The organism is Brucella pseudogrignonensis (genome assembly GCF_002252525.1).
GTDB classification, from domain to species: domain Bacteria; phylum Pseudomonadota; class Alphaproteobacteria; order Rhizobiales; family Rhizobiaceae; genus Brucella; species Brucella pseudogrignonensis.
Window position 1 is genome coordinate 234,771 of record NZ_NNRM01000022.1, and the last position, 13,475, is coordinate 248,245.

Below are 13,475 nucleotides of genomic sequence, written 5' to 3' on the forward strand. Positions count from 1 at the left end.
TCTAATCCCTATTTTTACACAGAGCCGCTTAATTTTTGGCGATGCTGCCAACAGCGATATTATCGATGCGCTTGAGGCTCATACCGATTACCGGAACAAGTTCCTTCTCAACGCGGACCGAAACAGTCACATTCATAGTGTTCTTGTCGGCAACGCGAGCAAGCATCGCGCCATTGAGCTCTTTACGGTTAAGACCGAGAACCACCTTGTTGCCGGTTACGGAGCCAGAGGTAACGTTGAGGCCTTTACCTTCAGCGCCGTCATTAAACTTGCCCGAATAGTTGGAGCCGACGCGCGTCACGGTTGCCTTCATAGGCTGCGAGAAAACACCAACGCGGCAAGAACCATCAAGCGTCATTCCAACCGCATTGTCAGGGGTAGTGCCTGCGAGCGTGCAGACAAATTTTGTGCCCTTGTATTTTCCGGCAACAATTTCGCCCGGACCGGACCATTGGCCTTCAATCGTCTGAAAAAACTGTTCATCCTTGTCTGCAGCCAGAGCTGGCGCAGCAAAAAGCGATGCGGGCAGTAGCGTAAGGCATGCAGCGATGTAGTTTTTCATATTCAGCTCTGTCCCGGAATCTCGACCGCTAGGCACCATTCCAATAGATGATCTACAAACACTCCGCAACCGAACGTCAGGGTGTTTTGTTGGCGCAAGGATCACAGATTCGAGCACCTGATAGTGAAGCTTATAATCGTTTCGAATGGTTAACGCTTCGTTTTCATGGCGGCTGAAGTCACAGAGATTATTGGGAAGAGCTCATTATTTTCGGTCAGTCGGCTTGTTGACCTTTTCACCATTGATGCGGGCAATATCACCAATAAAGTCGCCTACGCCGGGACGTTTTTCAGCATTGAACGGGAAGGGGCGTACAACATCCATCGCTGCAATCCCGATACGCGCAGTCATTAGGCCATTGACCACGCCTTCACCCAGTTTTGCGGAAAGACGCGATGCCAGACCATGACCTATCAGCTGCTGGATAACGCTATCTCCCATAGCAATCGTTCCGGTAACGGCCAAATGCGCTACGACACGTCGCGCAAGCTTGAGAAAGCCCAATGTGCCGGGACGGCCACCATAGAGCTGTGACAATCGGCGTATAAGGCGTGCAGATTCAAAGATCACATAGCCAATATCAACAAGAGCCCGCGGGCTGATAGCTGTTACGATGGAAACACGCTTGGAAGCATTGAGAATGAGTGCGCGTGCCTCGCGATCAAGTGGTTTCAGAATTTCCGTTTCGGCAAGACGAATAAGATTACGGCCATCGATGATTTCATCGGTCAGTCCATCAAGCATCTGACGGCCGCGAGCGGTTTCCGGCAAGCCGGCCGCTATTGTCCGTAATTCATCGACCGCCTTTCGCGCAGCGGCCATATCATCACGTTCCGCTGCATCGGCCGCGTCTTTGCGCAAATGTTGAACAGAGGCGAGCCGTCTTAATGCGATCAGCTCGCGCACGATGATGGCGACGAAAGAAGCAAGCGCAATCATTGCAACGCCAAGCGCCGTCCAGCCGAGCCAGTCTGCGCGCGTGAAGAGCGCCTGAATGAGATCTTCGGTCCAGATGCCGATCGCAAATGAAACAAGGATGCCCAACGCACCAAACAATATTTTGCTCAACGACCATCGCCGGCGAGGCGGAGCTTCAAATGAAGGGTCCAGAACTTCCAGCTCTGCAGCCTCTTCATCCGTCAGGGCGAAGACATCGACCTCGGGAATGACCTTCTCAAGATCGGTAACCGCACGCGGGCGGCGCGGCGCATCATTCGGTGCTCCAGAGGGCGAAATCGTATCCGTCGGCTTTTGAACGGTAAATGCTGCGGGTTTGCGTGGAGGCTGTTCACTCATGCCAGACGATCCCCGATTAGAAACTGCAATGCACGATCAAGCCGAATATGCGGCAACGAAAGCGTTATGCCTTCCGCCGTGCGCTCCAGCCGCGGAGGTCGGAAACGAACAAATCGAATGGCTGGTTCATCACTCGAAATCGATGGTTCGAATATTACATTAGGATTTTTTGGTAAATCACCGGGAAATATAGCTGTTTCTGTTTCACCGTCGAATATTTCAGCGTCGATACGCTCGCCTTCCAGCGGTGTTCCGATAATGACAGGCAAGGTATCCTTGCCTTCCTTTACTGTCGCCTCACGCGTGGCGCGGACAGCCGCCATAGCCAATACGTCGATATCGGCACCCGAAAAATCAGCGCGTTCAATCGCCCGCTCAACAAGACGGCGAACGATTGCCTGCAACCGGTCGTGGCTTTCGTGGTGAAGATGATCGGCCTTTGTAGCAGCAACCAGAATGCGTCCGATACGCCGCTGAATGAGCCCGGTCAGCAGATTTGCCCGCCCCGGACGGAAACAGGAGAGAATATCGGTCAGCGCACGCTCCAGATCGGCAACCACAGCGCCACCGGCATTCATGGCCTGCATGGCATCGATGAGGATAATCTGTCGATCAAGCCGCGCGATATGTTCCCGAAAAAATGGTTTGATCACATGCGTCTTATAGGCCTCGTAGCGACGCTCCATCATTGCGGCCAGACTGCCGGTTTTAAAATCGTCAGGTTTTAGGTCGGGTAGAGGGGCAAAAGTAAGCGCTGGCGAACCTTCAAGATCGCCAGGCATCAAAAAGCGCCCCGGAGGCAGAGTGGAGAGCGCACGCTCATCAGCTTTGCCTGCGCGCAGATAGGCAGTGAAGCTTTTGGCCAGCCTTTGCGCTGTCAGCTCATCTGCGTTTTCAGAGGGAACAATTGCTTTTGCTTCATTAATCCAAGCTTGAGCAAGATCGATATGCGTCGGCTCATGAGCCAGAGCGAAGGAGTCTGCACTGAACTCACCATAGGTTTTGCCCAGCAAGGGCAGATCAAGCAGCCATTCGCCGGGGTAGTCGACAATATCTACCGAAAGTCGCCCCGGTGATAGCCAGCGCCCCCAGACAGAAGCTGTTTCATATTCGATTGTCAGACGGAGTTGTGAAATGGCACGCGTAGAATCCGGCCAGATACGCTCGTCAAGCAGTGCCGAAAGATGCTCTTCATATTGAAAACGCGGAACTGCATCATCGGGCTGCGGCTCAAGCATGGAACGCGAGATGCGTCCCGACTTGTAAGCTTCAAACAGGGGCAGGCGACCGCCATGCACCATATTATGCACCAGAGCCGTGATGAAAACCGTTTTACCAGCGCGAGAAAGCCCTGTTACCCCCAATCTCAGCGACGGAGACATCAAGCCTGTGGCTCGGTCTGTCAGCGTGTCGAGCGCGATCCTTGCTTCATCGCCGAAACTGGTCAGTTTTGCCAATTGTTTCCTCGTGAAAATTACGTCCTGTCACAGCCATAGATAGGAATTCATGAGCCGTATCAACAAGGAGGCCGCAGATAGAATGATGAAGCGTCTTAACGCGGCAAAGGAAAATTCTCCAGAAAACCACGATCACGCGCGATTTCCGATAGCGGCCCATCGAAGGTTATTGTCGCAAGAGCAGCGGTAGGAAAGCCAGCTTCAAGACGCGAAAGGCTCGAAGGTTCACCGTCGCCACATAGCGCCAAAGCCAAATCTTCTATGCTGGGATTATGCCCAACAAGCATGAGTTGATCAGAGGCGGCATTGTTCTTGATGGCCTTCATGTATTCTCCTGCGCCACCGCTATAGATTGTTTCATCGACAACGGTTTCAACATCAATACCAAGCCGCTCAATAAGCCCAAACGCCGTTTCGCGTGTCCGACAGGAGGCGGAGAGCACAACCCTGTCAGGCAAAATACCAGACATCTTCATAGCTTGTGCCAACTGGTCCAGTGAGGAAATACCTTCCTCATCCAGCGGCCTGTCGAAGTCTTTCATCGCGGGCTTGGCCCAAATTGCCTTGGCATGACGGAGTAGAAAAAGGCGACTCATGAAAGGCTCCAAACAACATTTTGAGGCTTCTGAAGCGTAATCCATGCCACAATTTCTGCAAGATTGCTCCCACCACCTGCAGTTTCAGACGATTTTTCGACGAACACTCACAATATACACAGGTAGTTTTGCTGCAATAATGGGCAAAAACGAGAGCATAGGCTATGCTAATTCGGCAATTATATTTCTTAAGCAGCAACCGATCTAAAATATTGAAGTTTTTTACGAAAACAAAATTGAATTAATTATCTGTGTTTTAAAAAATGCTTATTTTTTCATCAAAATCACACAATTTTGATGAATTAAAAAGTAGTGAGACGCGTGTGTTTGATGTTGTGTCCTTGTTGCGATCGACTTATATAACCGCTCGCGTCTCCTAGATGTGGGGTGATTCAGAATGAGTGAATTGATCGACCTTGACTATAGGCCCACTGAAGACGAGCCGTTCATGAATGAACGGCAGAAGTCTTACTTTCGTGCAAAACTTGTTGCATGGAAGAATGATATTCTGCGCGAAGCGCGCGAAACATTAGAAGCGCTGCAGCAGGAAAATGCAAATCACCCGGACCTGGCGGATAGGGCATCCTCCGAAACGGATCGGGCAATTGAACTTCGCGCTCGCGACAGACAGCGCAAACTGATTTCCAAAATCGATGCAGCTCTCGGCCGTATTGACGAGGGGACCTATGGTTTTTGTGAGGAGACCGGCGATCCTATCAGTTTAAAACGACTTGATGCACGACCAATCGCAACGCTTTCTATTGAAGCACAAGAGCGCCACGAGCGCCGCGAAAAGGTCTATCGCGACGATTGATCTTCATCCAGTCGAATAAGAAATTTCAAGGCTGCGGTTTACCGCAGCCTTTTTTATTGGTTGGTTCTACTGCTGAAAAGAAAAAGTCACCGGTCTATTCGACGGATTGTCGTCATTCTTGAACCTAGCTCGGATGGCATCAATTAAGGCGCCAGCAGTGCTAACTGCTTTCCGATTTTACTTTTCATCATCGCTCACTTATCAGCCCTTACCCGTTCAATCTCTTCGGGAGAAAATACGGATTAATCCGGCAACTGCGCTTCGATTACTGAATAATACACGTCCCCGGCCAATCGCGGCATGATCGATTGGCACAGCCAGTAACGACAGCCGTAAACGCGATTAGGCAAATAAGGATTGTTATTCTTTTCATATATGCTGCCCCGCTAAATTCTCGTCGCTCCAACACAGATTTATATCAGGGATACGTGTAGATTGCCGGTGCTGAAAGCCGCATACGTTTTGAATAATACCAAGAGACCGAAGACGGGCCATCACAAAGCCTAAAACGACAAGCGTTCCCGCTAAGCCAGTTCTACCTTGCAAACTCTCAACATAGATACCACTCGCGATCAAAGTCGCCACTCGGGCTTAACCAAAAACTCCTGAGTCATGCTCAGGAGTTTGGTATTATCCGCAAATCAGAATTTGCGTGTTTCGTCCTTGGTCAGTTCACCAAGCAGCTTTTCCATTTCGTCCTCGATATCGTCGCTTGGCTTGCCACCGTTCGGCGAAATATCGAGAGATCCTAGAAGTTCTTCTTCAAAAATATCGACTTCCAGCATTTCCGGCTCTTTGTTGCCAGATGTGGCAGACGTATCGGTTTCGAGATCTGCCATGATCGCGTCATGCAGTGCTCCGCCCAGATCTTCGAGACCATCGTCTGTTTCTGTTTCTTGATCAGAAACAACAGCTACAGGTTCCAATTTCGGGGCTGCAGGCGTGAAATCAGGCGCTGATGAGGTTGTGACTGCAGGGCTCTGGAGAATGTCGCCAATCTCTGGTGCCGGGGTTTTCGCGCTTGGCGTCACTTCACGCTCAGGCGTCACGCTACCAAGATCAGCTGCAGCAACCGTTGCTGCTGCGGCTGCACTGGCACCAAGACCTGATGTCGAACTCAAAACACCACGCGAAACCTGGCTAAGCGGATAGGCAGGATGCAAACGCGGTGCCTGCGGCTGCTCTGCAGGGCGTGCAGCAGGAAGAACGGTGCGTGGCTGTGGGGGATAGTTCGGCGTTGGACGGGGCGGCTGCTGAGGACGGGCTGGCGCAACCGGCGTTTCAGAAACCTTTGGCGCCTGAGGCGTTACTGGAGGCACAGGAGGGCGCGGAGGCGCACGGAATTGCGGCGTTTCGGGTGCAGCCTGTTGCACAGGCGTTTCACGGACTGGCTCGGGCTTGCGTTGAACAGACGTATCAATTGGAGAATTGAGCTGAATGGCTTCGTCTTTTTGAATCGTCTGCTGGCTCTGCTGGGAAAGGGCCGGGCGCTCGCTTACCTCAGTTGTGATGCTGGCTTCGTGCTGGCGAAAACGTTCGATATGTTCCGGTTCGATACGTGACGCTTGCGACCGCGCGTTGGCGCGCGATTCCATAACGATGTTCTGTTCAACAACGACATCTGTCGGACCACCGATGAGTAGAAGGTGTTCAACATCGTCGCGACGAATAAGAACGAGTTTACGACGGCTGTCGACCGCCGCTGCATCCATCACTGAAAGTCTAGGCTGGCGTCCTGTTCGACCGTTCGTGGCAAAAGTCCCGCCTCCAAAGCGACGGATAATACTAAGAACAACGAAAATTCCGCCAAGAATGATCGCAAAAATAAGGATAAAGCCGACAATATTTGCGGCACTTTCTCCAACAAGACCGCTGAGCCATTCCTTCATGCGGGTAACCCTCTCATACTAAAAACGAATAATGTCCAGTCGATGAAGCCACACTTCCCCGCGCTCCATCTACTGCGACAACACATATCTCGCAGAACACTAGTTCAATTTGCCTGACTTGGGAATGTTCCATCAATTTACGAGAAACATATGATCCCCAGCCAAAACAGTGCAAAACACATTGGTTCATGCTGTTTTGAGGTCGGGATGCTTGTGCTGTCAGGCAATTAACGCATTCTGCGAATCGGATATACCCTGCAATATGCGTCAAAATCTGGCACAAGACATAAAGCAGGGAACGTGATTGGTTTTGCTTGATGAATAAGATAGCGCTTGAGCTGGAAGAAACGGCGAACGGACGGTTTATCGTCCATGCAGTTCAGCCAAATAGCATGAAAGGGCAGTGGGCCTGATGTCGCGACAGACGGACAATAATTATCCGAAACCGCTCGTCATGCCGAAGCGTGGCTCAAGTGCAGCTCTGCGGCTTTTGATTATCGGCGTCGTGTTGACGGTCGCAGCGCTCGTCTATTTTGTATTCCGCGACCAGCTTGGTGATGGCTTCGCCATCATACTCATGGGCATTCTGTCCATGATCGGCGTTTTCTATCTCTTTGGCGCAGCAACTGGGCTGATCCATTTCAGCCAGCGGCATGGTGAGCAGGATCTCGCACACACTTTCATGGATACGTTGCCTGAAGGCACTGTTATTTCGGATGCTCGCGGCCAGATCGTTTATGCAAACCACGCCTATGCGGGCATGACTGGTATTGCGAGCGCTGATGGTATTCGGTCGCTCGATAATATTCTGACCAGTGAGCCAGCCGCCTCTGACGCTATTTATCGCCTCACAAATGCAGTTCGCGACGGTCATTCGGCGCAGGAAGAAGTACGCATTTCCGGCGGCCTCTCGCGTGAAGGTCAAAGTTCAGCCGCGCCCGTCTGGTATCGGATCAAGGCGCGCCCTGTTGATGGCGGACAGGATTTTAAGGGACAACTCGTCGCCTGGCAGATTGCTGATATTTCCGATGAACGCGCCGAACAGGAGCGCTTTTTTCAGGAACTGCAGGAAGCGATCAACCACCTCGATCACGCACCAGCAGGCTTCTTCTCGGCTGATCCTTCAGGCCGGATCATCTATCTCAATGCGACGCTCGCCGAATGGCTTGGCGTTGACCTGACACAGTTCACACCCGGCTCGCTTACGCTCAATGACATTGTTGCGGGCAGTGGCATGGCATTGATCAAAGCCGTCAAAGCAGAGCCAGGCACCAGCCGTAACACAGTCATCGATCTTGATCTTATCAAGCGCAATGGCCAGAGCCTCGCTGTTCGCTTTTATCACCGCGTTCAGGCCGCTCGTGATGGCACGCGTGGCACAAGCCGTACAATCGTGCTGGATCGTGCCGAGGGCGAGGATTCATCGGCAGCATTGCGTTCCGCTGAAGTACGTTTCACGCGCTTCTTCAATTCGGCTCCAATGGCCATTGCAGCAGTGGATGCTGAAGGTCATACGCTGCGGACCAATGCGCGCTTCCTCGATATTTTCGCCCCTGTGGTTGATCGCGATGCGGTCGATAATCGCGTCAAGCTTGAAAATGTCGTTCATGAACGCGACCGCGAAACCTTCAATAAGGCACTGGCTGCAGCCTTTGCAGGGCAGGCCAGTATCTCGCCTGTCGACACGGTTCTGCCGGGTAATGAAGACCGTCACATTCGCTTCTATATGAGTGCTGTCACCGATCTTGGTGAAACAAGCGAAGAAGCAGCGATCATTTCTGCTGTCGAAACCACTGAGCAGAAGGCGCTTGAAAATCAGATGGCGCAGAGCCAGAAGATGCAGGCTGTCGGTCAGCTTGCTGGTGGTATCGCGCACGACTTCAACAATGTGCTGACCGCGATCATCATGTCTTCGGATTTGCTGCTGAGCAATTACCGCGCTTCCGATCCGTCCTTCCCGGACATCATGAACATCAAGCAGAACGCCAATCGTGCAGCCTCGCTCGTGCGGCAGCTGCTCGCGTTCTCGCGCCGTCAGACGCTCCGCCCGGAGGTTCTCGATCTTACAGACGTTCTGGCCGATCTGCGTATGCTTCTCGCGCGTCTTGTCGGCAAGGATATTGGCCTCAAGATCGAACACGGACGCGATGTCTGGCCTGTTAAGGCCGATCTTGGTCAATTCGAACAGGTTGCCGTCAATCTCGCTGTAAACGCCCGCGACGCGATGCCGGAGGGCGGCGAGATCACACTGCGCACACGCAATGTCAAAGCGAACGAAGCAGCAAAGCTCAACTATCGTGATCTGCCAGAAGCCGACTATGTAGTCTTTGAAGTTGAAGACACCGGCACGGGTATCCCAGCCGATGTGCTCGAAAAAATCTTCGAGCCATTCTTCACGACAAAGGAAGTCGGAAAGGGCACCGGTCTTGGTCTCTCGATGGTCTATGGCATCATCAAGCAGACCGGCGGCTTCATCTATTGCGATTCCGAGGTTGGAAAAGGCACGACGTTCAAAATCTTCCTGCCACGCCATATTGAAGAAAAGGGCGCAGACAATGCACCCGTGGCGGTCAAGGAAAAGAAGATCGAAAAGGCTGCCGATCTTTCCGGTTCCGCAACTGTGCTTCTCGTTGAAGACGAAGACGCGGTGCGCATGGGCGGCGTACGTGCGCTGCAATCTCGCGGCTATACCGTGCACGAAGCAGCATCCGGTGTTGAAGCACTCGAGGTGCTTGAAGAGCTGAACGGTCAGGTGGACATCGTCGTCTCCGACGTTGTGATGCCGGAAATGGACGGACCGACTCTGTTGCGCGAATTGCGCAAGACGCATCCAGACATCAAGTTCATCTTTGTTTCGGGCTATGCAGAAGACGCTTTTGCACGCAATCTGCCGGCCGATGCCAAGTTTGGATTCCTGCCAAAGCCTTTCTCTCTCAAGCAGTTAGCAACTGCTGTTAAAGAAATGCTGGAGAAAGAAGATTGATGTGTGAGTGCGGTGCAGACAGCGATGCGTGAGCGCGTGATTGCGATTTTCGGTGGCGGACCAGCAGGACTGTTCGCCGCCGAGCATTTGTCTGCGCTTGGATATTCGGTCACAATTTACGAGCAGACGCCGACGGTCGGACGCAAGTTTCTTCTGGCGGGAAAATCCGGTCTCAACATCACCCATTCAGAAGATTTTGCGCAATTTTCCCAGCGCTATGGTGCGAGCAATGATCGCCTCTGGCCTGCATTGCAGCAATTCACACCGCAGAATTTGCGCGACTGGGCGGATGCGCTTGGCGCTGAAACCTTTGTGGGTTCTTCAGGACGCGTGTTCCCCAAGGCCATGAAAGCATCACCGCTTCTTCGCGCATGGGTGCGAAAACTGGAAGCGCAGGGCGTCAAAATACTGACCCGTCATAAATGGATCGGATTTCAGTCCGGAAAGCCACTCATTGAATCTCCGGCGGGTATCGGGCCCATATCCTGCGATGCAGCATTGTTTGCGTTTGGTGGCGCAAGCTGGCCCAAGCTAGGCTCCAACAGTGCATGGCTTGAACCTTTCACCGAGCAGGGTATTCAGATTGCTCCTATGCGTCCGGCCAATTGCGGCTTTGATGTCAGCTGGAGCGAACTCTTTGCAGAACGTTTTGCGGGAGAACCGCTCAAGTCGGTAACGATCTCCAGCAAGGCTGGTGTAACGCAGGGCGAATTCGTCATCACGCGTGGCGGCGTGGAAGGCAGTCTTGTCTATGCACATTCAGCTGCTTTGCGTGATGACCTTGAACGCGATGGCCATGCCAACCTTATTCTCGATCTGGCACCGGGCCGTACGCTTGAACGATTGACACTTGATCTTTCGCGTCAGGATAAGAAGCTAAGTATTAGTAATCTCTTGCGAAAGGGTGCGGGCCTTACCGGTGTAAAGGCCGCACTTGTGCTCGAGTTTCAGCGCGAAAAAGACCCCGCCAAACTGGCGCAAACCATCAAGGCACTGGAAGTTCCGCTCCTTCGTCCACGCCCCATTCAGGAAGCTATATCTTCCGCAGGCGGCATAGAATGGAGCGAAATCGATGAGCATTATATGCTCACAAAGCTACCCGGCGTGTTTGTCGCTGGTGAAATGATTGACTGGGAAGCACCTACAGGCGGCTATCTTCTCACCGCATGTTTTGCGATTGCGAAGGCCGCAGCAGAAGGCATGGATTACTGGCTCTCGAGAGGCAGTTAGACGCCTCACTATTCAGGCTCATGGGAGGGAATATGATACGCTTTTTGAAAATTGCCGGTTCCATTGTCCTCTTAATCCTGTTGGGTGTCGTTTTGTGGCTCGGCTTTCGGCCACCGGAGCTTCTCAAAGTCGGCACCGGCTATGCCGCAAAGATCGTCTGCTCCAATGTATTTCTGGCAAACCGCAACCCGCAGGAGGTTCTGGCGCTTGATGTGCAGGCGCCGGGCCACCCGCTTTTAAAATTTGTCGATGTGTCAGTCGATAACGGAAGTGAAACAGTCACTGCGCATATCTTTGGCTTTTTCGCGCCAAGCAAAGCTGTCTATCGTCCGGGCCTTGGCTGCGCCAACGTACATGATGAAGATCTGCGTCCTCAACTGACGATGCCCATGGATGCAGCCGCTCTCATAGCAGACATCAATATCAACCCGGCCGTTCAAAACATCATCGAAACCCCAGCATTAGCAGGCCCCGGTATGCGAGCCGTGGCTGTGCTGAAAGACGGCCAGATCATAGCCGAAACCTATGCGCAGGGCTTTGACGCCGATACGCCTCTCTTGGGCTGGTCCATGACGAAATCGGTAATGGCAACACTGATCGGAATGCGCATTTCGGAAGCCAAAATGGACCTGCAGCGCGACCATCTTCTGCCAGAGTGGGAAGGTGACGACCGCTCGAAGATCAAGCTTGCCGATCTTCTTGGGATGCAAAGCGGCCTTAAATTCGATGAAGACTATGGCAATGTCACAGACGTTACCCGTATGCTTTTCCTCGAAAACAACATGACCGAATTTGCAGCTTCACTGCCACTGGAAGCTCAGCCAGGCACCAAATTCAACTATTCGAGCGGCACGGCCAATATCCTGTCAAAGCTCTATATGGAAAGCTTCGACACGCCTGAAGAAGCATTTACCTACGCGCAGAAAGTGCTCTTTGAACCATTGGGCATTGCAAGCGCCACGCTGGAAGCAGATGCGAGCGGCATATTCGTCGGCTCTTCTTATCTTTATGCCAATGCGCGCGACTGGCTCTCCATCGCCCGCCTTCTGCTCGATAAGGGGAAGGTCGGCGAAAAGCAGCTCTTGAACGAGGATTTTGTGCGTCTGATGCAGACGCCAGCCATAGCATCGCAGGGGCGTTACGGATCAGCTCAAACATGGCTGCAAAGTGCGGGCATTCAAGCGGGTACAGAAGGCATCCCGGCGGACGCCTTCTGGATGTCGGGACATGATGGCCAGAGCCTGATCATTGTACCTTCGATGAACCTGGCCATTATTCGCCTTGGTCTCACACCATCGCGGACGGGTTACAAGGTTCCCGAACTTCAGACCGCTATCATCAAGGCTTTGCAGTGACGGCAGGCAAATCCGCAAGACTTAGCTTGCGGAAATCACCGCCGCTTGGATTCTGGAACGGATAGAGGCCGAATTCCGGCATCACTGCATAGAGATGGTCGAAAATATCGGACTGGATCTGTTCATAAGACGCCCAGACGGTCGTATTGGTGAAGCAATAGATTTCGAGCGGTAGACCATCCGGTGTCGGGTCCATCTGGCGCACGAGAAGCGTCATGCCCTTGTGAACGCCAGGATGGTTTCGCAAATAGGTTTCTACATAGGCGCGGAACGTTCCGATATTGGTGAAGCGGCGCGTATTGACCGGGTTCTTTGCCTTGTCGCCAAGCTTTGCATTCCAGTCGGCGATTTCCTTTTCCTTCTTTGAAAGATAGCCTGTGAGCTGATCGATCGAGGCAAGGCTCTGGAGTTCATTTTCGTTCAGAAAGCGGATTGTCGCCTGATCGATAAACAGCGCGCGTTTAATGCGTCGGCCACCGGATTGCTGCATTCCGCGATAATTTTTCATAGGCTCGGTGATGAGCTTGCGGATCGGAATCGTGGTGATTGTCTTATCGAAATTCTGCACCTTGACCGTATAAAGCGCGATCTCGACCACATCGCCATTGGCGTCGAGATTTTTCATCTCGATCCAGTCGCCGACGCGAACCATGTTCGATGAAGCAATCTGCATACTGGCAACGAGCGAGAGCAGCGTATCCTGAAACACCAGAATAAGAACCGCAGCCATGGCACCCACACCAGACAGCAGGATCACAGGTGATCGATCAAGAAGCGTCGCGATGATCAACACGATCGCAATAATGTAGATTACGAGCTTGCTGACCTGAATATAACCTTTGATCGGGCGATCTTTGGACTCTTCGCGGCGGCTGTAAAGCGTATCAACCACGCTCAGAACAGCGCTTACCGTGAAAGCCAGTGTCAGAATAATAAATGCCGTCGCCACATTGCTGATTACTGTCAGTGCCGTCTGTGGCAGTTCAGGTACAGCGGCGATGCCCGACGAAATAATCAATGCCGGAACGATATTAGCGAGATGGCCAATTACGCCATTCTGCTTGAGCTCTTCATCCTGACCAAATGCCGTCCGTTGAACGATCCTGTCGAGAACCTTCAGTAGTATCGCTTTGATAAGGAAGTTTGCGACAAACGCCGCAAGAAAAAGACCGCCAAGGGATGCAACCGTTTGCGCCCAGGGATGGGCAATGAAGAATTCCGACAATAGACTTTCCCGAATAAACTAAGCCAAATGATCTGGTGATTGTGAAACACTGGTACGTGGATGAGTTT

10 protein-coding genes are annotated in these 13,475 nt (G+C 52.4%); 4 read left to right on the plus strand and 6 right to left on the minus strand.

Translation table 11 applies throughout. From position 1 onward, the window contains the following. Positions 1 to 28: 28 nt before the first annotated feature. From CEV34_RS14120 to CEV34_RS14135, 4 genes are all read right to left on the minus strand, one after another. Complete coding sequence (locus CEV34_RS14120; protein WP_007874968.1) at positions 29 to 562, minus strand: hypothetical protein; 534 nt, start codon at positions 560 to 562, stop codon at positions 29 to 31. 204 nt (positions 563 to 766) lie between these two features. Further along, complete coding sequence (locus CEV34_RS14125) at positions 767 to 1,858, minus strand: YcjF family protein (protein WP_007874970.1); 1,092 nt, start codon at positions 1,856 to 1,858, stop codon at positions 767 to 769. Then, positions 1,855 to 3,315: a YcjX family GTP-binding protein gene (locus CEV34_RS14130; protein WP_094543776.1), complete on the minus strand. Its 1,461-nt coding sequence runs from the start codon at positions 3,313 to 3,315 to the stop codon at positions 1,855 to 1,857. Before CEV34_RS14130 ends, CEV34_RS14125 begins: the two co-directional genes overlap by 4 nt. A 95-nt stretch (positions 3,316 to 3,410) precedes the next feature. Further along, positions 3,411 to 3,911: a SixA phosphatase family protein gene (locus tag CEV34_RS14135; protein ID WP_007874974.1), complete on the minus strand. Its 501-nt coding sequence runs from the start codon at positions 3,909 to 3,911 to the stop codon at positions 3,411 to 3,413. A 397-nt stretch (positions 3,912 to 4,308) separates the two neighbouring features. On the opposite strand from CEV34_RS14135, the gene dksA reads away from it, so the two are divergent. Beyond that, the gene (gene dksA, locus CEV34_RS14140) at positions 4,309 to 4,725 is read left to right on the plus strand and encodes an RNA polymerase-binding protein DksA (RefSeq protein ID WP_007874975.1); all 417 of its coding nucleotides are present in this window, start codon (positions 4,309 to 4,311) and stop codon (positions 4,723 to 4,725) included. A gap of 641 nt (positions 4,726 to 5,366) precedes the next feature. Here the strand turns inward: dksA and CEV34_RS14145 are convergent. Next, a complete protein-coding gene (locus CEV34_RS14145) occupies positions 5,367 to 6,614 on the minus strand; it encodes a flagellar biosynthetic protein FliO (protein ID WP_007874977.1) in 1,248 nt (415 codons plus the stop codon). Between the two features lie 412 nt (positions 6,615 to 7,026). Here CEV34_RS14145 and cckA point away from each other — a divergent pair, with 412 nt between their 5' ends. The 3 genes from cckA to CEV34_RS14160 are packed head-to-tail and all read left to right on the plus strand — an operon-like array spanning position 7,027 to position 12,182. Further along, positions 7,027 to 9,597 (plus strand): cell cycle histidine kinase CckA, encoded by a 2,571-nt coding sequence (gene cckA, locus CEV34_RS14150; RefSeq protein WP_007874979.1) that lies wholly within the window; start codon positions 7,027 to 7,029, stop codon positions 9,595 to 9,597. 24 nt (positions 9,598 to 9,621) lie between these two features. Further along, positions 9,622 to 10,827, plus strand: a complete 1,206-nt coding sequence (locus CEV34_RS14155; RefSeq protein WP_094543777.1) for a TIGR03862 family flavoprotein — start codon at positions 9,622 to 9,624, stop codon at positions 10,825 to 10,827. Between the two features lie 32 nt (positions 10,828 to 10,859). Next, a complete protein-coding gene (locus tag CEV34_RS14160; protein ID WP_007874984.1) occupies positions 10,860 to 12,182 on the plus strand; it encodes a serine hydrolase domain-containing protein in 1,323 nt (440 codons plus the stop codon). On the opposite strand, the gene CEV34_RS14165 is transcribed toward CEV34_RS14160, so the two are convergent. Next, positions 12,166 to 13,407: a mechanosensitive ion channel family protein gene (locus CEV34_RS14165; RefSeq protein ID WP_007874985.1), complete on the minus strand. Its 1,242-nt coding sequence runs from the start codon at positions 13,405 to 13,407 to the stop codon at positions 12,166 to 12,168. The two genes, CEV34_RS14160 and CEV34_RS14165, sit on opposite strands and share 17 nt — an antisense overlap. Positions 13,408 to 13,475 lie beyond the last annotated feature (68 nt).

Coding starts and splice junctions, on each gene's coding strand:
- CEV34_RS14120 (WP_007874968.1), bottom strand. CDS start 562: ATGAAAAACTACATCGCTGCATGCCTTACGCTACTGCCCGCATCGCTT.
- CEV34_RS14125 (WP_007874970.1), bottom strand. CDS start 1,858: ATGAGTGAACAGCCTCCACGCAAACCCGCAGCATTTACCGTTCAAAAG.
- CEV34_RS14135 (WP_007874974.1), bottom strand. CDS start 3,911: ATGAGTCGCCTTTTTCTACTCCGTCATGCCAAGGCAATTTGGGCCAAG.
- dksA (WP_007874975.1), top strand. CDS start 4,309: ATGAGTGAATTGATCGACCTTGACTATAGGCCCACTGAAGACGAGCCG.
- CEV34_RS14145 (WP_007874977.1), bottom strand. CDS start 6,614: ATGAAGGAATGGCTCAGCGGTCTTGTTGGAGAAAGTGCCGCAAATATT.
- cckA (WP_007874979.1), top strand. CDS start 7,027: ATGTCGCGACAGACGGACAATAATTATCCGAAACCGCTCGTCATGCCG.
- CEV34_RS14155 (WP_094543777.1), top strand. CDS start 9,622: ATGCGTGAGCGCGTGATTGCGATTTTCGGTGGCGGACCAGCAGGACTG.
- CEV34_RS14160 (WP_007874984.1), top strand. CDS start 10,860: ATGATACGCTTTTTGAAAATTGCCGGTTCCATTGTCCTCTTAATCCTG.